Annotated in this window: 35 protein-coding genes; 11 read left to right on the forward strand and 24 right to left on the reverse strand. The window is 40.8% G+C overall.

Annotated features, from left to right (window positions below):
- Position 1: 1 nt before the first annotated feature.
- From IRT38_RS12145 to IRT38_RS12250, 22 genes are all read right to left on the reverse strand, one after another.
- The gene (locus IRT38_RS12145) at positions 2-394 is read right to left on the reverse strand and encodes a hypothetical protein (RefSeq protein WP_194597839.1); all 393 of its coding nucleotides are present in this window, start codon (positions 392-394) and stop codon (positions 2-4) included.
- 13 nt (positions 395-407) lie between these two features.
- Complete coding sequence (locus IRT38_RS12150; RefSeq protein WP_168396911.1) at positions 408-1,403, reverse strand: DUF2184 domain-containing protein; 996 nt, start codon at positions 1,401-1,403, stop codon at positions 408-410.
- Positions 1,404-1,409: 6 nt separating this feature from the next.
- Entirely contained in the window at positions 1,410-1,880 is a 471-nt protein-coding gene (locus IRT38_RS12155; protein WP_194597840.1) for a hypothetical protein, read from the reverse strand.
- A gap of 14 nt (positions 1,881-1,894) precedes the next feature.
- Positions 1,895-3,082, reverse strand: a complete 1,188-nt coding sequence (locus tag IRT38_RS12160) for a DUF2213 domain-containing protein (protein WP_194597841.1) — start codon at positions 3,080-3,082, stop codon at positions 1,895-1,897.
- 226 nt (positions 3,083-3,308) lie between these two features.
- Positions 3,309-3,617 (reverse strand): hypothetical protein, encoded by a 309-nt coding sequence (locus tag IRT38_RS12165; RefSeq protein WP_163166412.1) that lies wholly within the window; start codon positions 3,615-3,617, stop codon positions 3,309-3,311.
- Between the two features lie 83 nt (positions 3,618-3,700).
- Positions 3,701-4,510 (reverse strand): phage minor head protein, encoded by an 810-nt coding sequence (locus tag IRT38_RS12170; RefSeq protein WP_194597842.1) that lies wholly within the window; start codon positions 4,508-4,510, stop codon positions 3,701-3,703.
- On the reverse strand, positions 4,485-5,771 hold the full coding sequence (locus IRT38_RS12175; protein WP_194597866.1) for a DUF1073 domain-containing protein: 1,287 nt from the start codon (positions 5,769-5,771) through the stop codon (positions 4,485-4,487). Before IRT38_RS12175 ends, IRT38_RS12170 begins: the two co-directional genes overlap by 26 nt.
- 80 nt (positions 5,772-5,851) lie before the next feature.
- Positions 5,852-7,378 carry a phage terminase large subunit gene (gene terL / locus IRT38_RS12180; RefSeq protein WP_194597843.1) on the reverse strand — a complete coding sequence of 509 codons (1,527 nt, stop codon included), beginning with the start codon at positions 7,376-7,378 and terminating at the stop codon, positions 5,852-5,854.
- Positions 7,356-7,838: a DUF2280 domain-containing protein gene (locus tag IRT38_RS12185; protein ID WP_075316519.1), complete on the reverse strand. Its 483-nt coding sequence runs from the start codon at positions 7,836-7,838 to the stop codon at positions 7,356-7,358. Before IRT38_RS12185 ends, terL begins: the two co-directional genes overlap by 23 nt.
- Before the next feature lie 47 nt (positions 7,839-7,885).
- On the reverse strand, positions 7,886-8,530 hold the full coding sequence (locus tag IRT38_RS12190) for a putative metallopeptidase (RefSeq protein ID WP_194597844.1): 645 nt from the start codon (positions 8,528-8,530) through the stop codon (positions 7,886-7,888).
- A gap of 39 nt (positions 8,531-8,569) precedes the next feature.
- Positions 8,570-9,028 (reverse strand): helix-turn-helix domain-containing protein, encoded by a 459-nt coding sequence (locus IRT38_RS12195; protein ID WP_194597845.1) that lies wholly within the window; start codon positions 9,026-9,028, stop codon positions 8,570-8,572.
- An 8-nt stretch (positions 9,029-9,036) separates the two neighbouring features.
- On the reverse strand, positions 9,037-9,336 hold the full coding sequence (locus IRT38_RS12200) for a DUF4258 domain-containing protein (protein WP_194597846.1): 300 nt from the start codon (positions 9,334-9,336) through the stop codon (positions 9,037-9,039).
- 177 nt (positions 9,337-9,513) lie between these two features.
- Positions 9,514-9,687 carry a hypothetical protein gene (locus IRT38_RS12205; protein WP_194597847.1) on the reverse strand — a complete coding sequence of 58 codons (174 nt, stop codon included), beginning with the start codon at positions 9,685-9,687 and terminating at the stop codon, positions 9,514-9,516.
- A gap of 94 nt (positions 9,688-9,781) precedes the next feature.
- Positions 9,782-10,135 (reverse strand): hypothetical protein, encoded by a 354-nt coding sequence (locus IRT38_RS12210; protein ID WP_151769300.1) that lies wholly within the window; start codon positions 10,133-10,135, stop codon positions 9,782-9,784.
- 125 nt (positions 10,136-10,260) lie between these two features.
- Positions 10,261-10,995, reverse strand: coding sequence for a hypothetical protein (locus IRT38_RS12215; protein ID WP_194597848.1), 735 nt, complete (start codon positions 10,993-10,995; stop codon positions 10,261-10,263).
- A gap of 10 nt (positions 10,996-11,005) precedes the next feature.
- Entirely contained in the window at positions 11,006-11,419 is a 414-nt protein-coding gene (locus IRT38_RS12220; protein WP_194597849.1) for a DUF1064 domain-containing protein, read from the reverse strand.
- Positions 11,416-12,171: an ATP-binding protein gene (locus IRT38_RS12225; protein ID WP_194597850.1), complete on the reverse strand. Its 756-nt coding sequence runs from the start codon at positions 12,169-12,171 to the stop codon at positions 11,416-11,418. The genes IRT38_RS12220 and IRT38_RS12225 overlap by 4 nt, the downstream gene beginning before the upstream one ends.
- Complete coding sequence (locus IRT38_RS12230; RefSeq protein WP_194597851.1) at positions 12,162-13,022, reverse strand: YdaU family protein; 861 nt, start codon at positions 13,020-13,022, stop codon at positions 12,162-12,164. Before IRT38_RS12230 ends, IRT38_RS12225 begins: the two co-directional genes overlap by 10 nt.
- Positions 13,023-13,379 carry a hypothetical protein gene (locus tag IRT38_RS12235; RefSeq protein WP_125299778.1) on the reverse strand — a complete coding sequence of 119 codons (357 nt, stop codon included), beginning with the start codon at positions 13,377-13,379 and terminating at the stop codon, positions 13,023-13,025.
- Positions 13,376-13,672: a hypothetical protein gene (locus IRT38_RS12240; RefSeq protein WP_194597852.1), complete on the reverse strand. Its 297-nt coding sequence runs from the start codon at positions 13,670-13,672 to the stop codon at positions 13,376-13,378. The genes IRT38_RS12235 and IRT38_RS12240 overlap by 4 nt, the downstream gene beginning before the upstream one ends.
- 234 nt (positions 13,673-13,906) lie before the next feature.
- Positions 13,907-14,365, reverse strand: a complete 459-nt coding sequence (locus IRT38_RS12245) for a phage regulatory CII family protein (RefSeq protein ID WP_151805482.1) — start codon at positions 14,363-14,365, stop codon at positions 13,907-13,909.
- A 51-nt stretch (positions 14,366-14,416) separates the two neighbouring features.
- On the reverse strand, positions 14,417-14,635 hold the full coding sequence (locus IRT38_RS12250) for a Cro/CI family transcriptional regulator (RefSeq protein WP_151805483.1): 219 nt from the start codon (positions 14,633-14,635) through the stop codon (positions 14,417-14,419).
- A 112-nt stretch (positions 14,636-14,747) separates the two neighbouring features.
- Here IRT38_RS12250 and IRT38_RS12255 point away from each other — a divergent pair, with 112 nt between their 5' ends.
- Positions 14,748-15,476 (forward strand): XRE family transcriptional regulator, encoded by a 729-nt coding sequence (locus IRT38_RS12255; protein WP_151805484.1) that lies wholly within the window; start codon positions 14,748-14,750, stop codon positions 15,474-15,476.
- 72 nt (positions 15,477-15,548) lie between these two features.
- On the opposite strand, the gene IRT38_RS12260 is transcribed toward IRT38_RS12255, so the two are convergent.
- A complete protein-coding gene (locus IRT38_RS12260; RefSeq protein WP_194597853.1) occupies positions 15,549-15,818 on the reverse strand; it encodes a hypothetical protein in 270 nt (89 codons plus the stop codon).
- A gap of 61 nt (positions 15,819-15,879) precedes the next feature.
- On the opposite strand from IRT38_RS12260, the gene IRT38_RS12265 reads away from it, so the two are divergent.
- On the forward strand, positions 15,880-16,110 hold the full coding sequence (locus tag IRT38_RS12265; protein WP_194597854.1) for a hypothetical protein: 231 nt from the start codon (positions 15,880-15,882) through the stop codon (positions 16,108-16,110).
- On the opposite strand, the gene IRT38_RS12270 is transcribed toward IRT38_RS12265, so the two are convergent.
- Positions 16,071-16,523: a hypothetical protein gene (locus IRT38_RS12270; RefSeq protein WP_194597855.1), complete on the reverse strand. Its 453-nt coding sequence runs from the start codon at positions 16,521-16,523 to the stop codon at positions 16,071-16,073. The two genes, IRT38_RS12265 and IRT38_RS12270, sit on opposite strands and share 40 nt — an antisense overlap.
- Positions 16,524-16,708: 185 nt before the next feature.
- Here IRT38_RS12270 and IRT38_RS12275 point away from each other — a divergent pair, with 185 nt between their 5' ends.
- The 9 genes from IRT38_RS12275 to IRT38_RS17720 all read left to right on the forward strand — a co-directional run bounded on the left by IRT38_RS12275 (position 16,709) and on the right by IRT38_RS17720 (position 21,764).
- On the forward strand, positions 16,709-17,170 hold the full coding sequence (locus tag IRT38_RS12275; RefSeq protein WP_194597856.1) for a hypothetical protein: 462 nt from the start codon (positions 16,709-16,711) through the stop codon (positions 17,168-17,170).
- Positions 17,170-17,499, forward strand: a complete 330-nt coding sequence (locus tag IRT38_RS12280; RefSeq protein ID WP_194597857.1) for a hypothetical protein — start codon at positions 17,170-17,172, stop codon at positions 17,497-17,499. Before IRT38_RS12275 ends, IRT38_RS12280 begins: the two co-directional genes overlap by 1 nt.
- 2 nt (positions 17,500-17,501) lie before the next feature.
- On the forward strand, positions 17,502-18,623 hold the full coding sequence (locus tag IRT38_RS12285) for an ATP-binding protein (RefSeq protein ID WP_194597858.1): 1,122 nt from the start codon (positions 17,502-17,504) through the stop codon (positions 18,621-18,623).
- On the forward strand, positions 18,620-19,294 hold the full coding sequence (locus IRT38_RS12290; RefSeq protein WP_194597859.1) for a DUF3820 family protein: 675 nt from the start codon (positions 18,620-18,622) through the stop codon (positions 19,292-19,294). The genes IRT38_RS12285 and IRT38_RS12290 overlap by 4 nt, the downstream gene beginning before the upstream one ends.
- Before the next feature lie 4 nt (positions 19,295-19,298).
- Positions 19,299-20,387 carry a hypothetical protein gene (locus IRT38_RS12295; protein WP_194597860.1) on the forward strand — a complete coding sequence of 363 codons (1,089 nt, stop codon included), beginning with the start codon at positions 19,299-19,301 and terminating at the stop codon, positions 20,385-20,387.
- Positions 20,388-20,535: 148 nt separating this feature from the next.
- Entirely contained in the window at positions 20,536-20,958 is a 423-nt protein-coding gene (locus IRT38_RS12300) for a hypothetical protein (protein ID WP_194597861.1), read from the forward strand.
- Positions 20,958-21,335 (forward strand): hypothetical protein, encoded by a 378-nt coding sequence (locus IRT38_RS12305; protein WP_194597862.1) that lies wholly within the window; start codon positions 20,958-20,960, stop codon positions 21,333-21,335. The genes IRT38_RS12300 and IRT38_RS12305 overlap by 1 nt, the downstream gene beginning before the upstream one ends.
- Complete coding sequence (locus IRT38_RS12310; protein ID WP_194597863.1) at positions 21,328-21,582, forward strand: hypothetical protein; 255 nt, start codon at positions 21,328-21,330, stop codon at positions 21,580-21,582. Before IRT38_RS12305 ends, IRT38_RS12310 begins: the two co-directional genes overlap by 8 nt.
- Before the next feature lie 2 nt (positions 21,583-21,584).
- Complete coding sequence (locus IRT38_RS17720; protein WP_004953695.1) at positions 21,585-21,764, forward strand: helix-turn-helix transcriptional regulator; 180 nt, start codon at positions 21,585-21,587, stop codon at positions 21,762-21,764.
- The last annotated feature ends 204 nt before the right edge of the window (positions 21,765-21,968 follow it).

Genomic DNA, 21,968 nt, shown 5'->3' on the forward strand with positions numbered 1-21,968 from the left:
CTTATTCAGTGGCTTGAGTAAGTTTGGCTTGCAGCTGCTCAAGGGTTTCATCTTCAGCAAAGGTGATTTCAAGATCAGTCAGCGCTTTACGCACTTCATCAATCGTCAGATCAGTGCCTTTAGATTCATCACCCTTGCCTTTACCATCATCGGTTTTACCTGATTGAGCACCTTTACCACGACCACCTGAAGCAGGTTTTGAATCACCGACTTCTGCAATTTCTTCGAAGTTCAGTTCACCAGCATCAATCAGATGCTTGGCAAATTTATTCTTTTGCAAAGCTTTGTGCTGAGTTGCTTCAATCACTACGGCGATGCCTTTCGGCAAAGTTGCAAGACCAGCAAAAACAAAAGCGGCATTAGAGCCGCTGTATGTGTATGAATATTTAGCCATGAGATTTTAATCCTTATGCATGGTCAAGGTAACGAAGTGAATCAACACGCTTCAGCCAAACACCTTGGTATTTGTAGTGGCCTGGCACAAGTACATCCAGTCCTTTCGGTTGCGCCGTCAGGAACTCAACGCTGTTGCCTTTGAATTGAATACATGATGGATCACGGCGATAGATGATCGAACGGTCAGCACCAGCGGTACCTTTACCATTGCCACGACCAGAACCACGAATAGTTAATGTTTTGCCTTGAGTGGTGAAGATATTGTTTTCTTCAATGTACTTCAGGAATGTTTTACCACCTGAGTTTGGCACCACACGTGTTGAAAGGTGTGTATATTGCGCGGACGCCATCAGGTAGGTATCAGGTTCAATGGATGCATCACCGTCAAACAAGTCTGTCGAGCTTGCCAACGAGTTATTGAAGTCAGATAAAACTTCTTCAATGGTCGCCGTAGACCAATCATGCTGACCTGTCACAATAGTGACACCTGTTTGGTTTAAGAAGCCATTCACCTGTTCAAGTTGACCACTCGCATTGGCTTTGGTGTAACCATACCAAGCCACATTCGACATGTGCTTTTCAGCTGCCAAATTTGCAGCCTGAACTTTATCCGCTTCAAGCGTGAGGTTCATTTGCTGTGCGGTCGCCAATTCAACCACTGAATATTGGTAGCCAATCACACCAACTTTCACTGGTAGGCTTACAGTATCGTATTCAACTTCTGCAAGCGGAATATCATCACCTGTACCAGCATAGTCTTCGCCGATACCCACGCCTTTTTTACGAGATAGGATTTCACCACCACCATAAACCGCATTTACATTGGTCACTGGGATGAACTTGGCGTAGTCAAGGACCTGTGCAAGCTGTGGTGTAATTTCGTTTTGTTCTTCGATCTTTACGAAGAGCTGTGCTAATGCATCCATGTTGAAAGCATCGCCAACTTGTGCCTGAATGGCATGTGAAATCGGCGTTAAACGCGCTTTCATTTTTGCTAATTTGCTCATGTGTTATTAAGCTCCACGAAGATTAAGAAGGGCTAAACCATCGGCACCTGTCACGGTTTCCCATGCTGCACCTGGTAATACTGTTCCGTCAGTTGCTGAGCTCGACAAAGAACCCAACGGCGCTGCTGTGGTACCGTTTGCAGTTTTTACGTAAACCGCAGTAGTAATGTCAGTGATTGGCGCTGTAGGCTTGACCCAAATTGCACCTTCAAACATCACAGGCAACATATCAGCCGCTTTATAGGCTTCTTTACCAGCCGCCGTTTTGCCTGTCTTACCAACGCCGTGGCGTACCACCACACCAAAACGTGTAGGTGTAGCACCTGACACAGCCGTTACTGATTTGCCATCAGTCGTGCGGACAACCACATCACCATCATTGACTAAAGTAAGACCTGAAAGCGGTAATGACAGTACAACTTCTTTGGCAGTTAAACGGCCACGCTGACCGACTACCGCATTTAATTGCTGAACCATGATTCAAGTTCCCCTTAAATTGTTTTGTATGCAGCAGACTTGTCATAACCCTTATTTTCTTTAGGGTCCTGATTATTGTTTTGCTGTTGTTGCTGTTGATGTAATGCATCACCGACTGCATTACCCGGTGTGGTCGACTTCACTGCTGACAGTGCACGGAATACCGTGTCGATCTGCTCAGGTTTAGCATCCCCGACGGCAACACCACCAAGTACAGCGGTCACCAATGTGTCACCTGCTTTTGCTGCAATCACATCACGTTTGATTTGTTCACATGAACAGCCTTCAGTTTTGATACCTGGTACCAATGCAACGGCGTCCGCAATGACAGAGGCACGTTCTGCAACGACCTGATCCAGTTTTTCAGGTGTCATTTGGTTTTGTTCAAGATCACCGACTTTCTGCTTCAGCTGTGCATTTTCAGTCTGTAAGGTGTCCACCAATGCTTGAACCGCTGGTAATTCATCACCAATCGCAAATTGCTTGTCACCGACTTTCAGTTTTGCTGCTTTCAAGTTTTCAATCTGGTCTTGCTGGATTTTTAAGGCATCCGCTAAGGGCTTGTTATCGCCGATATCGAAACGAATACCGTTTACAACTACTTCCATTGTTTTTCCCTCTGTTGGGTTTGGGTTTTGGTCACCGACGCGACAATCACCGCCACAGCGACCGTATTTCACCAGCGCCACGTGATTGCCTTTAAAATTGATAAATTTGGCTTGATACGGCGTACCATCAGGTGCCACGCCTTGTTCAAGGACAAGATCAGCCGCATAGCCCAATGAGATCTCGACGCGCTCATTGTTCTGAATAGCATTGATACTGTTCTGATCTTTTATGATCAGATCACCGACCAAGAAATCACCTTCTTGACGTACGTTGAAGCATTCGCCAATGTGGTATTCCTTCCAGTTGGAAGCATTGATTTCATTCTTAGGTGGGTGATAGTCCGTTGTGTCTACGCCGTCGAATCCTTTAATGACTTCAGGCTTGAATAGGTCCTCAGCTGCCACATAGACATTGATGACCTGATCCGCTGAATAGCCTTCCAGATTTGGAAATTCAAATGCGTAGTACTGACGAACTTGAGGTGCTTTGGCCAAGCGCACGTTGACGCATTTCAGATACCCTTCTTGAGTAAATGAGCGTGTACTTTCGCTTGGTGCAAAGTCACCAATTTTCAGTTGGTAAATGAGTTTCATAAATTGAGCTCAATAAAAAACCACTCTACGGTGGTCTGCTATGGTTTCTTTGGTGGAGAAATGACTATTGCTGGCGTTTTTACATCTGGTGGAATTGGTCTTGGTTTAGGTTGATAGCCCGAACTTTTTATACAAGAGCAGGCACAGCAGCTTTTACAGCACATACATCACCTTTCTGTGGGCAATAAAAAACCCACCGACTGGTGGGTTGTAGAAATAGTAAAAATTAGGTAGCAGGCAAAGGAGCACTTCCAGGATTATCATTAGTGTCTTGAATTAAAGCATTGACTTGTTGCTGTGTAATTGGAACACCGACACGAGTATCAGCCGCTAGTTTTTGGAATGCTTCAATATCACGCACTTCATATTGTTGCTGAGTAGGACTCTGCTTTGTCATCTGAAGCGCTTGCACTTCTGCATCAACACCACCTTTAGTCATATTCTCTACACGCTTGATTGTCCTGCCTGCGCGAGTCGAAGCAGATGAAATGCTATCATCGAACTCCGACAATTTTTCTTTAATTGTTTTTGCCATTTTTTTTGACGCCTTTTTTACCTAGGTTCAACTAACCTATCATTGAAGGAATCAACATGAAATATCCTAAATTGTTACTAAATCTACTCAATCAGAATATCCTCATAATTCGGCAACGCCGTGCATCGGCATCGCACTGGTTGACCTGGATGACCTCCGCTTGGTGGACCATCCCATCGGAATGTTTCACCATGTTTTTTCTCATGATCTGGTCGCACACGCTCATCTTTTGCTGACTGCCATACATAAGTTTCAACACCCATTGATTCCTGACGCTTCTTATTGATAGCACCGTTGATCTTGCCCATCTGATCAGAAGCAATTAAGCGTGCACGAAAGTCCGTACTATGACCGAGCTTTTTAATTTCCTGTGCCAGTTCTTCGTTGGTCTGCCCTGTTTGCAAGGCATTCATCACCAAGGCTTCTAGCTTATCGGTGTACTGACTTGGAATAGACTTAATCAGCGAAACGTTTGCAGCAATCTGAGTATCAATCTCATCTTGAATATCAGCACCACGGAAAAACGGCGTAAGGTCCACACCAAGAATGGTCTTGGTATGACTGGCAATTTGCTTGTCCACTTCCTTACTGGTATCCATCACCACCTTAGTGGCCAAAGATACCGACACTTCCATGGTGTACTTAACCATCTTTTCACTTAACGCCGTGAATAGATCCGTCACCCAGCTATCACCAATGTTCTGCCCCACGGTAGGTAAAACAAAATCCTTGGTTTGTTCCTGGCAATACTTGGATATTTCCAAAAGCTGACGTGTATAGAACAGCTCAACACGGCGATTGACTTTGACTGCCTTAGGCTTTGCCTTGCGTCCTTTCTTGCGTTTTTTGATCTGCTGAAGCTGTGGTTTAAGGATCTGTATCATCGTCGTCATTTGGCTTCACCATCGTTTCCAATTCTTTGATGTGATTTTCATCAATGACTGAGTAAACGCCGTCGATAACTAACTGACGTGCAATCTGAGGCTCAGTAATGATGGCCATGTTTAAGTATTTCTCGTCGCGTTCTGCATTCGCTTTTTCCACTTCCGCACGGACTTTCGCATCCAATTGCCAAAGTGGATTGAACACCACATTCAGTTCAGGAATCTGGCGTCCAAACGTAGACTGGCAGATCACGGTAAGAAACTTCATTAAGATCGGCTTGAGGTCCCATTCCTGCTTAGTGGCAATCGAGTCGTAATAATTACGAGTGTCATGCTCACCAGTAGCATTCATCCCTGCAGGTGATTGGCCAAACAGAATCGTATAAGGGATATCTGCCGCACCCGCCGTCTGTACCGAGAATTCACGCATCATGTCAGGCAAGCCTGCGAAGTTATACGTTTTCGAGCTGTACTCTTCCTCCGCATCAAGGACCAGCATGCCGTTCAGACTTTTCATTAAGCCTACGGACATGAATCTTTCCATCACGCCTTTCATGTCCTCTTTGATCTTATCGACCAGGTTAGGCGTTTGAATCACATCAATCTTCGATTCATGAATCAGGCTGGCAGATCCGCGCTTCACACTGGCATGGTCAAGCAGATCCTCATAGACTTCCTGCAGAATGCTTTGCGGTTCCTCATTCACTACATCAGCATGGGCAATACGAATCAAGCGTGAATGATGAATGCGCTTCTTAGCCTCATTCCCCATTTTCATGTCGTAAAATTCAGGCTGTTTCAGCAGTCCACAACATGCCGATGGTGGTAAATAACTGTTTTTATCCGCCGTGATGTATTTCTTTTTCACGACCGTGAAGAATTCCAAACGACCTTGGCCAAGTTTAGAAATATCTAAAGGCTGATCTAAGGCAGCACCGTCAGCCGTTCCAAGCAGAATATACACAACGCCGTAGAGACGAGACAGGATTAAGCCTGATAAAAGCACATGCTCTAAGTGAAATGCCTTACACGCTTCCTCAAGCCGTTTTAGATCATCACCCTGAATGCCTTCATAGAACCATCCAGCACGGAGCATATCCGATGCAGGGCGATTCACAATACGGCGTGCCAACCAATTTTGATACACAGCTTCAAGTTGATCGTCATCGATGTCTTTACGTACAAATTTGCCGTGCGATGCTTTATCTCGCTCAGTACCAATATTCGATACCAAGTTGGTATATGCACCAGCATCACCAATGGCATTCATTGCCTGTTTTACTGCATCTGCCACAAGCGTTTTAATTTTACCGCCTGTATCAGACTTTTTATCTTTAGCCATAAATACCTCTAATCAAATACAGTCGGCTTTTTCGCAAGTGAATCGTTAATCGCATCGATGGTCGGATCCCATTGGTCATCATGGTCATGTGTCCAATCAGCCGTGAGTCCTTCAATTTCTTCAATGTAGTTCAAAAGCCAAGGCGCTTTGGCTGGTAGAGAGACACGGCGATCTTCAACATAGAGAATCACATCCATTGTCCGCGAAAGCTTATCCTCATCACGCTGGATTGCTCTGATAGGTAACGTCGTTTCTTTCACGATTGTCTGGATTAATCCAGTACCACTGGCTTTATCCTCTACCGCCATATATCGAAGCTTGCCTATTTTGGTATTGCTTTCCTTATGTTTATTAATAAAGGACTTAGCCTCTTTTAATAATTGTGGTGCTTCCCATTTGCCACGCTTCACGTCAATGATGTAAAGGTTATTGTCATACCCAAGTCCAGCACATAAGAACACCGAGAAGTCATTATGTTTTTTGATCTTTTGTGCTGTATCAGCCCAGATCGCACGCCATTTAAGAATTGGTAATTCCACATAGCGTGGGAACCATTCAGCCTTAACAAGATCACCGCCAAGCTTTTTAGGGTTCTGCATGTACTGGCTTGCAAATGTATATCGAGAAACTGTTGCACCATCTTTATCTTCACCGCCTTTCTCAAGCTGCAGTAAAGATTCTAGTGATTCTTTAAGTGGCCAATAACTTTGACGACCATATTGATCACGCTCTGCATCTCGTGGAACTTTACAACGTATATGCTCAGGCAATTGATCTATATAATCATCATCGATCAAGGCAGGAATGCTGATCTGTTCCCATTCCCCAGGTACGTTTCCAGTCATCACAAAATTAGTTGGATCCTCAACGTGTAAGCGCTGCATGATCAAAATAATTGGTGTGTCTGACTTCGCCTTACGAGAGTTGACCGTATTCAGGATCTTACGATTGGCTTTCTTACGTGCCGACTTACTAAATGCATCCTCAGGCTTTAATGGGTCATCAAGAATAATGGCACCTGTAAAGCCCTCATTTGCTAATGTACCTGCACGGCGACCAGTGACTTGCCCACCCATCGAAGCTGAATAAACATGCCCAGCATCGTAACCATCAACGGTAGTTTTCCAACTCGACTTTGCATCTGTACTGGTTGATATTTTGACTGGCCATAAACTTTGGAAATCTACAGATTTGACAATGTTTCGCGCCGTGGCAGATACGTCCTCAACCAATGACTGTGAAAACGACAAATACAAAAACCGTGATCGTGCATTTCTCGCTAAACCACGGGCAATTAAGTTAGTCAGTAATTCTGTTTTGCCTGAACCAGGTGGGACGTTAATGACTAGGTTTTTAACTTTTCCTGATATGACCTGATCAATCTTGTCTGCAATATATTCATGATGCCAATTGACCGAGAACTTAAAGCCCATTCGGGGTAAGAAAAAACGGCGTGTAAAGAATAAGTGTTCTCTCTCACAGCGTTCTCGCTCTAATTGCATTTCAAGCAGACTAGTATTTACTTTCGAGTTCATCTAATGCCTGCCTTACCTGTTCAGGCGTAGCTACAACATGAGTAACATGCTCAGGGTTAAGAGGCTGACCATCTGCGCCAGTTAATTGCGTTTTACTTGTATTGGTATAAAGCCCGCCCATTTCTTTGGCTGCCTGTTCAGCCCACTTCGGAATCAAAACTGGATTGTCAGGATATTTATCAACTAAACCTTGAAGTAGCTGAAGTCGATAGCGCATGTTCGCAATAGGAATAGCTTCAAGTTCTTGGTTTGCTATACGGCGATACTCAAAGAATTTATCTCTTAAATCCTGACTTAGATCTTGTCCTGTTCTTTTAGTTGGGTCGTAGGCTTCACATTGCTGTGGGGTGACATCAACATTAAAAATATCTCTAACTGTTTTGGATGTTTGGGTTGGTGTTTCAAACTCAGCAAGCATCCTAACGATGAACAGTTTCACCTTTTTGGTAATACGTGCCATTTCCACCATTCCATCCAAGTACATCCAAGAAGAATGGCAAAAAAAATTTAAACCACTCTTAGAAAGCAAGTTCCACAGGCATGATAGATATCAGCTTTTGCCACAGTTGGACGTTGATTTGCCGCATTCACCATTTCTTGTACTTCCTTATTTGCCCCATAACGGCGAACAACGCCAGTGAACTCTTCTACATCATGCCCTTGTATTGTCAACTTAGGCTTACCCGTTTCACGGTTATACGATGGGATTCCCCATTCATCTTTCTTATGTGCTATGTGGTATAGCTCATGTTCGATCAACGCACAGAAATCAACATCGTTTGCTTGTTGGGCATAAGTTGCATCGATCGTAATTAAGTAATCAGGCAAATCATTGAACCATTGATAAAACTGCTCTTCCTGGCGTTCTTTCTTCCAACCACCTGCATTTATCATGATCTTTTCAGTTTGACCAACTACAAACCGACCTTGTTTCTGAAATCCACCTTTAGCCCACATCACAGCGATCTGCGGATAGTAGAACGAGCCAAGATGTGAGTGATCAGGATTAAAAAGCTTATGTTCGGGATTAAGAAAGATAGACTTTATCCATCGCCACAATTCTGGTGCAGGTGCAAAGTTGGGTGTTTCTAAGGCAAAAATCCATTCTGGTGGATATGGGCGTTGCTGAATTACAAATCCGACTTCATTCATAGATTTTTCCCAATAAAAAACCTCCCGAAGGAGGTTCTATTATCTTGCATCGTACTCTCTGTGCTTCCAAGAGTGATTCCGCGAATATGAAAAATTCATGTTATTGGTTTCAAAGGTCCGCTCTTGGTGATTAAGCTTCTCAATCATTTCCAAAAGAGCACCACCACCGTGGGCTTGCTCTTTATATAGGGCTCTCAATACAAGCTCGGCAGGTTTTCCAATTTCCACACGGTCACTCTCCCAGTTACGGACTGTTGACTCGTTAACACTTAAAATTCCTGCTAGATTTTTCTGCGAAAGATTTAATTCTTTACGCAAGAAGCGAATTTCTTCACCATTAAGCTTTGGTTTTTCATTAATCAAATACAGGCCAATTGTTTTATGAAGTTCATTTACTGAGGCAATAGATACTAAGTCGCCATATTCTTCATCGGTTTCAATTTCAAAACCATCAACTAGCCAAACATTGCTTAAACCACACTCTTCATAGTGATACATAACTGTGCCTATTCTTTAAATGTAGTAACAACAATAGAAAAGTCCCCGCTCTCGCGGACCTTAATCACAACTACAGCTGTGACATACTCACCAGCCGTTCGAACTGATACATTCATCTGGCAATCTCCGCGAGTAGTTTGGTATGGACCCTCCGTAATATCTCCGTGCTCAAAACAACAGATAATCTGTTTGAGCGAGATACCGCGCTCCTTCATCCTCTCCCTAACATGCGTTGTTAGTTTGATCTTTCTAGTGTCCTTAGCAATCTCTCTAAGCTTATGCTTAGCTTCAATTTCGGTTAAACACATATACAGACACTTTTATTAATTAGGTTGAATGATTGGCGCTGAACCGCTAATTATTAGCGGTATGTGCGAATATTATGCTAATTAGCATATTCGGTCAATGTTTTTGCGTTACCACATGTAATTATAAATGGCTACCTGTTTCGCCAACAAGTGCGTTAAATGTTGTCCGCAGACCCATTAAGTATACAAAGCTCGCCTTAAATTCTTAATCCGCTCTTTCAACTTAATCATGATGCCATCGATCGCCTGCAACTCATTAAGAGTCAAACCTGATCGACTTAAGTTTTGGTACTTAGACAGCTCAGTGCTGCAAAATTCTAAGTCTTGTCTAGCCTGCACTTTATCTGTCATACACACCCCGAAGAAGAAAAAACCCTTCAACACCTAGTATGCGAAGGGCTTATGTGCCGTAATTCGTTCGGCAAAAGAAAATATTCTAAGAGGATTAGCAATTTGTTGGCTGTGCTACCGCCCGAACTAAAGCCATAATTCCTGTTTGAATATCAGTTTTACCAATTGCTGCCCAGCGCAAAGGCTCAGCTTCTTCAAAGCGTCGGTATTCATGACATTCATCGGTGTTGCCGTTATAAACATTGTAAGGCCGACCTTCATACTCATGCCCTTTAATTGATTGACGTGCATTTGCCAATTTAACTTCTACATCTGTGTCCAAGCGACCAGCAAGCTCAGCCTGAAGTGCAAGTAATTCAGCGCCCTTCTCTTTGATGCGATTCATTAAATCAACTTCTTCTTGAGTCAATTCACGATAACCTTTGATTTTACGATGTTGGTTTTCCATTTTAATTCTCACTTTTCTCTAGGCAACAAAAAAGCTCGCAAATGCGAGCTTTCAAATTCTTTTAGGGCGACCAATTCATAAAACGCCCATTGTAGAAATACTTATACTGAACCGTTCTGTTTATGTCAAGCTAGTAAAATTGCTTCAGGATCAAAATGAAAAGATCGTGCTAAACAATTTCTAATGCTATTTTCCCAATTCTCAATACAGCCTTCTGCCACTAACTCATATGATTCATACCGTTCAGAGTAACCAGACTTAGAAACCTTTAAATTTGCGATTGTGATCTTTTCATGCAATGTATAAGGACGTTTTCCAGTTCCTTTACACTTTTCACAAAATTTAGAATTATTTGGATGACCTTTTTCGTTATAAAGCTCAAGCTTACCTATACCTTGGCAATGACTACACATCGCTTTAGTAAATATACGTCCACGTAAAACCACCTCTGCAATTCCTTTGGCAATATTGGTTAAATCACCTTGAGAATTGTTTGGCTTAAAGTTCTTCTTGATCATTTCTTTATGGATCTTACCTGCTAAAACATTTCGAACTCGGAAAAAATCTGCAGAATTAATTTCACCTTTTTTAAATTCAACTTTACCTGGTATATCTTCAATTCGTTTTTTTACTTCCTTCCCGTTAATAATATTTGTTTCATAGATTTTCTTTGCATCAGTGACAACTGCGATCCTTTCGAAATCAACACGCTCTAAAAGCAACTCAGCCCATTTCTTAGCTTGAACTGGCATCAAAGCTATTTCACCCAACACCACATCTTTTGTTATTTTCCCTTTACCGTTACTCTGAGCTATAGCGAGTCGCAACAATTCTAAAAAATCAAACTTTTCAATTAACATATCTATCTTCCTATACTTCTGTGATGCTGATCCCATGAACTGTGCTCATAAGATGTTTTTTATTGCGATAGCTCGCTAATTTTCTTGTTGCTGCTGACTTCACATCTTCGACAATGTATTCACCTCGGGTGTTGTAGTAAGTGAAATCTGCAAAATAACGTAATGCAGGTTTTGCCCTTTTCTCTCCCTCAATTTTGGTTTTTGGTGCAAGCTCAAATTTAGTGTGATGTTCTAAACCAAAGATTTCGCCTCGTTGCTGGATTGCTTTTAGCTCTATATACCGCTTGTGTTCTTTTTTGCTGTCGAATGTCATTCCATCTAGTTCAATTTTCTGGGCATTAAACTTGTTGCGTTTAGCTACCTTGGCTTTATCACCTTGCTTAAGAATTTCACGGCGGTACTGATCGATGCTCATTGAGGTCATGGGTTCACCCGAGCGTCAGTCCAGTTGCACTCAACTACGGTCAAACCACCATCTTGAAATCGAGACCATAGTCGATCACCTAGGTCATTTTTCAACTCAGCTAAGGACATATTTGAAATCAACATCGTTGGCTTCATAGCGTCATAACGTGCGTATAGAACTTTGTGCACCATTTCAAGTAAGCGTGGTCGTTTTTCATGTCGATCATGCAAACCGTATTCATCTAAAATTAATAAATCAGTATCGACATAACGAAAGATTGAATTACGCTCATTGTCATCAGTACGCGCATATGCTTCAGCAATATCATTCGCCATGTATTCACTGGTGACATATCGTGCGTACATACCCTTGCTGAGTAAGTTGTTTGCTACAGCACAACCCAAATGCGTTTTACCCGTGCCTGTATTGCCCACCATAACTAAATTTGTTATTTGGCCAGCAAGTATGGTCTTTGCAAAACCATGAGTCTTTTGCTTCGCTATTTTTTGGGTCTCAATGTTTGTTAAGTAATTTTTAAATCCACTCAGTACATGCCGTTGTGGAATTCTTGCACCTGAAAAGTGCTTGTCATGTATAGACTTTCTCAGCTCTTTGCTGTGTTCAGCGTTTGTTTTTTCATAACAACAATCAGGACACATTGGATGACCAGTACCCAATGAAATAACCATCTTGCGATTGTGCTTTTGACAAAACTGCTGTGCTTGAGCAATCTGTGTTTGAGTAAATTCTTGCTTATTCATCACATCCATTCCTCCACATCTTGCTCAGTCAATTCAGGTAACTGTGCTTCGTTGTACACAACAGGTTCCTGTGGTTTATTCCATGCCTCGTTGACATTCAGGCCAGTTTGCTTTGGTTTTTCAGGTTTGGTTTTTGTTTGCGGTGGTTTTTTAAATTCCTGAATTAACCATGCTGCAAACTTGTATGTTCGCTGGTTATCGGTGAGATCGGTTTTGTTTTCCCAATGGGCATTGAAATTACCTAAGTGAAATTCGTATTCAGCCATAGCGATAACCTGTTCAGCTTGAACACCTACACTTTGTCGAATTACGTTCAACAAAATTTCAGTTTCAGGTTTCCAAGAATCGCTCTGATCAAAATTTTCGTTTTCGCTTAGTGTGTGTGTATTAATATTTGGTTTATGGTTATCGGTTAACGGTTTACGGTTAAGGTTTTTTTGGGTTTCACTTTCAGAACCTAAAATATCCGACTGGGTTTCTTTTGGGTTTTCTTGATTAACCAATTCGCTTTCAATTGGATTTTCTTTAGGTTTATTTTTAGGTGGACGACCACCTTTTTTACCATTTTCACGATTTTTATTAGCGTTCAGATGGTATTCAGCAATTTCAGCATCACAGCGTTTATTGTGGAAACCATCTTCTAATTCAAAAAAGAAATCTTGAAGCACATTTAAAACCGCATCTCTTTCTTCTTGGGTTATTGCGCGTAACCGACGAAAAACCGACTGGGTTTCTTTGGGTAATGGCTTTTCATTTAAATAATAAAAGTCGATTGCACGGCGATAGAAACACTCTTCCAGAGGTGAAAGGTGTGCTGTATCGACCATAAAATCACTTATATGGTGTAGGTATTTATACATCTACTTCACCGCCTTTAGTTTCACCAGACCACGCTTTTCCAACTGACGAATAATTCTTGGTGGAATGAATTCGTTTTGGATCTTGTAGCGGGTACGGGATTTCTCTATTACCTGAATAAGTTCATGTCCTTCTTCCATGAGACGGCGAACTGATATTGCTTGTTCTCCCATATGGGTAGATTCTTCAAGCACGTAAAATTTCTCTTGAGCTTCTATCGCTGCATTCATTTGAGACAGAGGCATAGCAGCTAACTCTTTAGCTGTGTAAATTTTGACTGGTTTCTCAAGCGGTATGATGTTTTCAATAGGCGCTTTAGAAACAGTTATGTCTTGTTTTCTTTTAGCTGCATATCTCACACATCACCACCCTTAGGCTTAACATAGCCACCAAATGATTGAACCCGATCGGCCTTTATAAGACTTGTTAAAACTTGCTGTGCTAACCATTGAGTAATTCGAAATTGACGTGCCATTAATTCTGAAAACTCAACCTTGGTAACTGCAGCATTGTTCTCGTCATACCCTTTCGAACGTAGATTACGTTTCTTGTTTTCATACAACTGATCAAGCAATCGCAATGCAGGCTCATAAAAAGATTGAACTTGTTGATCTTGTTTAAACTCAGGTTGCTTTTGAAATTTAGAGTTCATGAGATCTCCTTTTGTGCAGCCAAAGCATTGCTCAAATGGATATGCTCATCATTTGAGATGTTTCTACAATTGGGTGATATGTGATTCTCAATGTATTGATCATCACCTATGATTAGGCATGTTTTGCATTGCTCTTCTTTAAATTCACTGCACTTGTTAGCGCATGGATGTTTTGATATATTCATCTTGTTCAATCTCGCTATAGATTTGGATGCCTAAGCCTGATCTAATCCATCAGGCTTTTTCTTTGCCTTCAACACAGGCGTGTACCTTGGCATCCAGTTCAGCCAATATCTTGTGCAGTTTGTTTATGACTCGTGACATATCCACCGCTTCACCACGAGTTATACGGCCATCCAACATCATTTCTTTGAATACAGATTGAATGTCACCGCCACTGATCCCCATGTTTAGCACTAGTTCAGTCAATGCTGTGTCGCGGCATTCAGGAATTTTAGGTATATCAATTGCAACCTTGCCGTGATCTGCATTAAGTGCATGCAAAATGCGGTAATCGTTTGTGATTCCCATTAATTTTGAAGCTTCAGCAAGCGTAATGTGGTGTGTATCCGTGTTCGGATTCACTTTGCTATTCAGCACGGCTGGGCTTTTAATGCCGAGTCTTGGCGCTAGAGCATTTGCCCCACCTGGGTAGTCATGCACCGTGTGATATGCCGCATCGATGATGTTCATTTATGCTTCCTTTGAACGTGTTTAAATAAAATCAATTGGTTGATAATTGATTTATGCAGTTAATGCGGGAGCTATAGATGAAACTGACTTATCACGGCGTATTTCAAAATGAATACTGGGAATCAAAGCCATAATTTTTCCAACGGATGGGTCTGGAACATACTCCCCCCACTGGTTTACAGCTTGTGGAGTAACCCCTATCTCATCTGCTAAGTGGGATGCATTTTTGAAGAATTTCATAGCATCACTTGTCTTAATCAGTACTTTCACTTTTATTCCTCAAAGTACGCTTTATTTTTAAAGCATACTTTAATATATATTTGCAAGCAAGCTTTATTATTCATGTTGTAAGCTAGCTTTAAATTTAAAGTGGGTTTTATTTATGAACACTCTTCAGGATAGGATTAACCTTGCTATTAGCCATTTCTTGAAAACCAGAAACGAAAAGAAATTAAAAAGAAGTGAAATGGCAAAGTTTTGTGGTGTGTCAGTTGCCGCCATAGGTCAATGGATTAACGGACAAACCAACTCACTTGATAGTTTAAAAAACGCAAAGGCTGCACAGTACTTGGGTGTAAACCCACACTGGCTAGCTGGCGATTCAAAATTTAAAATGCTGGACGATGTTGATTCAACTATTAAGTCTGATCCACTTGTTGCTGTAGATACCGTGGTTGCAACCGAAGACCACAAAGATGATTTTGTTTGGATCGATGTTGTTGAGGCTGTCTTTTCATGTGGCGCTGGCGAATCAATTGAATTTCACTTTGATACCATTAATGGAAAAATCCCATTTTCACCTTCATTTATGAAAGACAAAGGTGTTACTGAAAAAACCATGAAAATCATTAAAGCCAAAGGTGAAAGCATGGCGGATTTCATTAAGGATGGTGACCTAGTTGGTATCAACTTAGCGCAAACAGACATTATTGATGGTGAAATTTACGCTGTGTATTTAGCTGGCGAAGGCATGTTGAAGCAAATATTTAAAGAAGCTGACGGCTCTTTGGTGCTTCATAGCTTGAATGAAAAGTTTCCAGACAGAATTGTAAGTGAAGAAAATGGAAGGAATTTTAAAGTAATAGGTCGCCAGTTTTGGCGGGCGGGGTAAATTTAAAAATAGAGAATACTTATGCATCCACAACAAATTATGAATCAAATCATTGAGCGTATTAACAAGGCTTCAGCTGCTTATCGCCTGCTGATAAGCAGAAATTGCATGGTGTGCTTCAAGAGCTGCCTTCCGAGTCCATAAAACACCTGACCATGAAATTATTGGATGAAGGTTTAGAGAAACTGCCGAATGCGATTTTATTAATTGGAACGTATCTTGGCATGTCCTAGAAAACTCAAGATATAGATTTCCTACATCAACAAAGAAAGTATCGTGATTTGTTTTTAAATCAACATAAACACTCTTTCTTGGTGGATTTATAACAATAGAATTAATCATTTATAAATACCTTTAACTGTGAACCCGACACAGTCATGACAACAGATCGGGTGGAGAGAAAATGAAAGTATTATTTGTTGCGAACGGTAAAATATTTACTGATGAGGAAATGAATTACCTAAATAAAAAACAATTAAATGGGGTTAAGAGAATGGCTAGTAGCTCTTTTATGTTTGATGTTTCAGAGTCAGCGTCTGTCTTAGCTGACTTGCAAAACTACTGTCATGGCCAATATATCAGCTATAACCTGTATTACTTCAACGAAGAGCCAGTAATGTTTTCATCACCATAAGCCAGCCGCGCCATGAACTGAACTAACTCATCTACAGTTGCAAACTGATGTTGATAAATAAGTTTAAGGGCGCCCTTGGCATTAGACCTCTTTTCTTCGACTAATTCAGCTAAATTATTGATAACTGTATTTGCTGAGGCCTCAATACGATTTCGACCTGAATCTGCTATATGGTTTGATTGATGTTCATTATTACCTAGTACGCGTGAACCCATAGTTGGGTTCTCGTTAGCACTACTCTTGTAATTAAGAATACCAAATCCGCTCACTTTAATTTGGTTGTTTTCAAATACGAAAGTCTCAGCAGCCTTGATGTACCCTTGTATAACGGCATGATCTTGAATACCTAAACCGATATACGTTTGATATAGTTTTGCTCGAAATTCTTTTTTATTCATCCCAATAAACTCCATCTAACCCACCCCAGCGGTGGGTTTTCTTTTGTCTATTAAAGCACAAATTAAAGCAAAGTTTAAAATAATTATTAAAGTGTGCTTTACACAACCAATTCATTAAAGTATGCTTTAATTATCGAAACAAAAAAAGCCCTGCCGACTCTCACATCAAACAGGGCTTCTCACTACACATGAGGTAGATTATGGAACAAAACACAATTCAAAGCAATTCAGCTTTGCCTTTCGGTAAGGTTGTATTAGGGACATGGGCAGCTTCAAGCTTATTGATATTCGGAATAGCATCGGCTGTTTCATCTTGTGACTATCAAACAGCACATTCAAGCCAACCTTCAATAGTAAACGTCAATCCGAGTTATTACGGCGTTATGACGCTCAAGTTAACTTCAGATATCACAGGTGAAGCTGTTATCAATCTTGACGGCTTTCGTGTACCAGTTAAGTTTGTTTTTGATACCCATCCTGATAGTTATGGTGTACCTGGTTCGGAATTCACTGCAGTTGAAATAATCAATCTTGAAATTGGTCAAATCACTGATGCTAACGGCAACAACTATAAAGACTTCACGATCTACGACGATCACAGAAACATCAATGCTCAACTAGCTGCATACATTGAAAAGAATAAATTGGCGGAGGTGATCTAATGGAAAAGAAGCACTTCACCACCCCATTCCGCGAGTTCATTACCCGTGATGAAAAAGGTCGCTATCACGTCCGCCTTGGGCCACAAACATTTTCTACAAATTATCGCCTTACTGATATTCGTCTTGAAACCGAAAAAGGCGGTACACCTGCAGATCCTGATTTGTTGAAAGCTAAGCCTTGGATACTTCGCAACTTACAACAAGAAGTAGAGTTCCGACGCAAAAAAGAACGTGCAGAAATGTTTTCTAAAGAATGCTTTCAACGCACTCCGTACAGTGCAAACCAACGCATGTCTTATAACAACGCTAAATCTAATAAGGGGTTGTAATCATGGCTCTTAATATTATTACTTCTGATCAGCCTCTACAGGTTAATGCAATCATTACCTATATATATGCTGATCCTGGTCTTGGTAAAACCTCAATGGGATTTACTGCAGATAAAGCAGTTTCATTCGACTTTGACAAAGGTGCTCATCGTACTGGTGAGTTACGTCGTGGAGCAGTTATTCCAGTTCAAAAATGGACTGATATTGCAAATCTAACTCCACAGGATCTAGCACCTTTTAATACTGTAGTAATTGATACAGTGGGTGCAATGCTTGAGTGTATTAAGACTCACCTTCTCGGAATCTCTGAAAATCGCCAAAAAGATGGAACATTAAAGCTTAAAGCCCAAGGTTCAGCCAATAATATCTTTAAGAGTTATGTTCATATGCTTATTGCCATGGGTAAAGATGTTGTTTTCATAGCCCATGCAGTTGAAAGTGAAAATGGTGATCAGACTATACATCGCCCAGATCTAGGTGGGAAAAACCGAAATGAGCTTTATCGAATAGCTGATGTTATGGGTTATTTAACCACTGTTAGAACCCAAGAAGGTAAACCAGCTCGCGTAATAAGTTTCAATCCTACCGATACTCATCATGCAAAAAATGCTGGTGCATTAGGTGGTGAAACTGGTGAAGTTTGGGTTCCAGATTTAAAAACCAGTCCAACTTTCTTGGCTGAACTCATCTCACAAGCAAAAGCCCACATCAATACCCTTACACCATCTCAATTAGCAGCTGCTAAAGCTTTTGAGGAATTTGAGAACTGGAAACAAAGTTGCAATGAAGCTGAACACGCGGGTGATCTAAACCAGCTAACTGAGTCATTAGTTAAAGACCATATGTATTACCAGAACATGCGACAAGCTATGTTGCAACGCGCCAAAGCTCTTAATTGCACTTTTGATAAAGAACAAAATAAATGGATTAGCCCTCCTGAATTTTTAGGCATCAGTGATGCTCAAAGAGATGAACTCCAAGATTTTATTGCTGAGCGTGGCTTGGATATCAAAAGCGTATGTGAATACCTTGGCTTAGATGCATTAACTCAAATCGAAGTTTCAAAACTTGAAGCTGTAAAACAGGAAATCGACAACCTAGCTAAACAGGAATTACATGCATGAGCGCAATAATTTTAGACACTGAAACTCATGACATGAACGGCTATCCAATCGAGATAGCCCATGTTCCTGTCTACTTTGAAAACGGTGAATTGGTCGTTAATAAAGATGCTTGTTTTGATGAGTATTTTTCATGTCCTGAACCGATTAGTTACGGCGCTATGGCTGTGCATCACATTCTTGAATCAGACATTGCTGGAAAGCCAAGCTACGAAACTTTCCGTTTACCTGATGGTATTCAATTCATTATTGGCCACAATGTTGATTACGACATTCAAGCTATAAAACTAGCCGATAAGGCTATCAATGCTAAAGCGATTTGTACTTTAGCTTTGGCGCGTATGGTTTGGCCAGATGATGCACATAACTTATCAGCACTAATCTACAAATTTACTAATGGATCTGAAAAAGCACGACAAAGCATTCGAAATGCACATAACGCTAAACAGGATGTTTTGCTTACGGCAGTTCTATTAAAGAATATTTGCAAAGTACTTGGTGTTAAAGACATGCAATCCCTTTTCTTGTTTTCTGAACAAGCCCGCATCCCTACGCATCTGACCTTTGGCAAACACAAAGGCACGGCTATTAAAGACATTCCTGCCGATTATGTTACCTGGTTACTTAAACAAGATGACTTAGATCCATATTTACGCAAAGCATTAAAAGGATAAGAAGATGACTAATATTTTAAATGCACAAGAAGCTTTCGCTGCACTTCAAAAAGGTAAAACCGTTCTGTGCCGTTACGCTGGTAATGGCTCTCTTCATGCTGATAAAGATTTCAGCACACTTGATCAGATGCCAGCGAAAGTTTTTGCTTTGCCTAATTATGAATTTTGCATTCAAGTTGAAATGCTTGAGTTAGCAGGTATTACTTTTACTAAGCCTTTAACGATTGAAGAAATCGAACAAGGACAAGACGTGTTTTTAATTCAACCTCATGCTGTGATTCAGCAATATAAATTCAATGAAAACATCGATGAATTAGTCGATGGGATTCATGCTGGATTTGCTCAACGTGATTTTGAAAATGCTCAACTACAATACAAAGCATTTTGTGAGGCTGTTGGTGGCACGCCTATTCAGGTTAATTTAGAAATAGTGGAGCAATCGAAAAAAAAGCGAGCATCCAAAAAACAGAATGATTCTAGTAGTGTTGTGCAGCAATCTACTCATGCTGCTAACGATGAAGTTTCATTGGATGACATCATCGGTCCAGTTGGTGATCAAAAACCAACCTCAAATGATGTTGAAAAAAAGACATTGGATGAGATAGCAACACAATCTGAAATTCAGAATAATCCAACTTCATTTGATGCTGTTGCCGCAGCTGTTGTTAATAAAGCTAAAGAAATCGATGAAGTTACTTTAGAAAATAACTCTAAGAAGTTAGCTAATGATGAATCTGAATACCAGGAGAAACTGGCTACTTTAAAACAACGTGTTGATGAGTCAAAAACTCCAACTGAAGTTAATGCAGTTGTTAAGTACACCAATCTATGGACTGAGGAACAACGAGCACCTTTGCTGCAATATATGCACAAACGTCTTGAAGTACTTCAACAAAGTAAATCTACAGAACAACCCTCGCTAATGGTTCGTATTCAGAATGCACCTGACCTAACTGTTCTTGATGCACTTGAAATAGATGTCTCAAGTTTAGATCCAGTTATTCAACCTGAAATGATGCGTCATGTAAGAACACGTCGATTAGAGCTAGAAAAAGCTTTGTCAGTTTCAATAAATGACGAGGATCTGCCATGAAATTCAAATACTCAACCCTCACCCGAACACTAACTGTGTTCGGGAGCAAGATGACTCACATTTATGAAAATGTCAGCGCTGGTGAAATCGAAGATCTAATCGTGAATGCAAAATTTAAAGAGGCTAACTTTAAGAAGAAGGTGGCGTGATGATAAGTAATCAAATCAAACCCGACTACTCAGAAGAAGTAGCAAAATTTGTAGCAAATGGTGGTCAGATCCAGATGGCTGTGAATACTAATAAGACTGAGTTTAATTACTGCAATGCAGATACCGTTTTGCAAAGCACAGAACGCCCTAATAGTCATCAGAATCACATTTTGCGTACACGAGCTGAAAAGCAAAATTTAAAAAGCTATAAACCTGTTGCTCCATGCAAGTCATGCGGAACGTCAGAGCGATCTGTGAAGTCAAATATCTGTCTTGAGTGTGACCGACGTAGAGCAAGATTCAAAACAGGCTTGAGTCTTAAAAATTTGGAAGCAGTTGGACATTACTTGTTGGGTAAAGGCGAATCAATTGAGTTCACCAGTGGCGGTCAAAAGTACATTTTAAAAGTTGAGGTGGCGTGATGGATATTCAGAAAGAAAGAGAAGTGTTAATTGCTGAAATTGAGCGTTTTAAAGAAGAAGCAATGAAAAGCTATGTAGTAAGTTGCTGGGCTGAATCTTACACAAACACCGACCCATTTGGGTACGTCATACTTGAAAATGAAAACAATAAAGTTTGGTGGTTGAAAACCCAAGCTTATCAATTATGGGAAATGTGGCAAGCAGCCAAAGCCCACGAAGCGGAAAAGTTAAAAGGTTGCGTGGTGGTTCCTGTTGAGCCGACAGAGGAAATGCTTATAAAGGGAAATCGATTGGCTTTAGCTGACAAAGGCTATCGTTATGATGCAGCATCAATCTGGGAAACAATGCTAGAAGCAGCAAGGGGCGGAAATGAGTAATCAAAAAATCAAAACTTGCGAATATTGTGATGATGGTAATGGTGAGTGTATTTTTCCTTATTATGGTTTAGGACCGCATACACATAAAAAAGGAGTCTTGGGAGGCACTGAATTTACTGGTGAAATTCCTGATAACTTTAGTCCTGATGGTGATGGTTTAGGTATTTACACACATTGTCTCAACTGTGGTGGAGATGGAACCTATGAAGGGGTTGTATTAGAACCAAAAGCGGATGCGGAGGGGTGAAGATGACAGAAGTATTATTGACCGCAAGTGATGTGCAGCGTATCTTATGTATATCTCGCACCACTCTATATAGATATATAAATGATGGGTTACTGACTCGAATAAAGTTAGGTAAAGGGCGAAATAGCAGCATTAGATTCTCCCCTTCAGAGATAGAAAATTTGAAAGAACAAGGCGCTTAAAGCGCCTTTGCAATTTAGGGTAGTTTAAATCTTTACGGTATATTTTACGGTATATTTAAAATATAAAAATAAAATATTTTTTATTATCAATAGCTTGATCACAAAGTATTGTTTCCGCTGAGCGCACCACAATCTTTTCTCAAATCATTTCAAAACTATGAACCGTACCGGGTTTGTCGGAGACTCAATATTCTGAGAGACTAT

Source organism: Acinetobacter sp. SK-43 (genome assembly GCF_015351505.1).
Lineage (GTDB): Bacteria > Pseudomonadota > Gammaproteobacteria > Pseudomonadales > Moraxellaceae > Acinetobacter > Acinetobacter junii.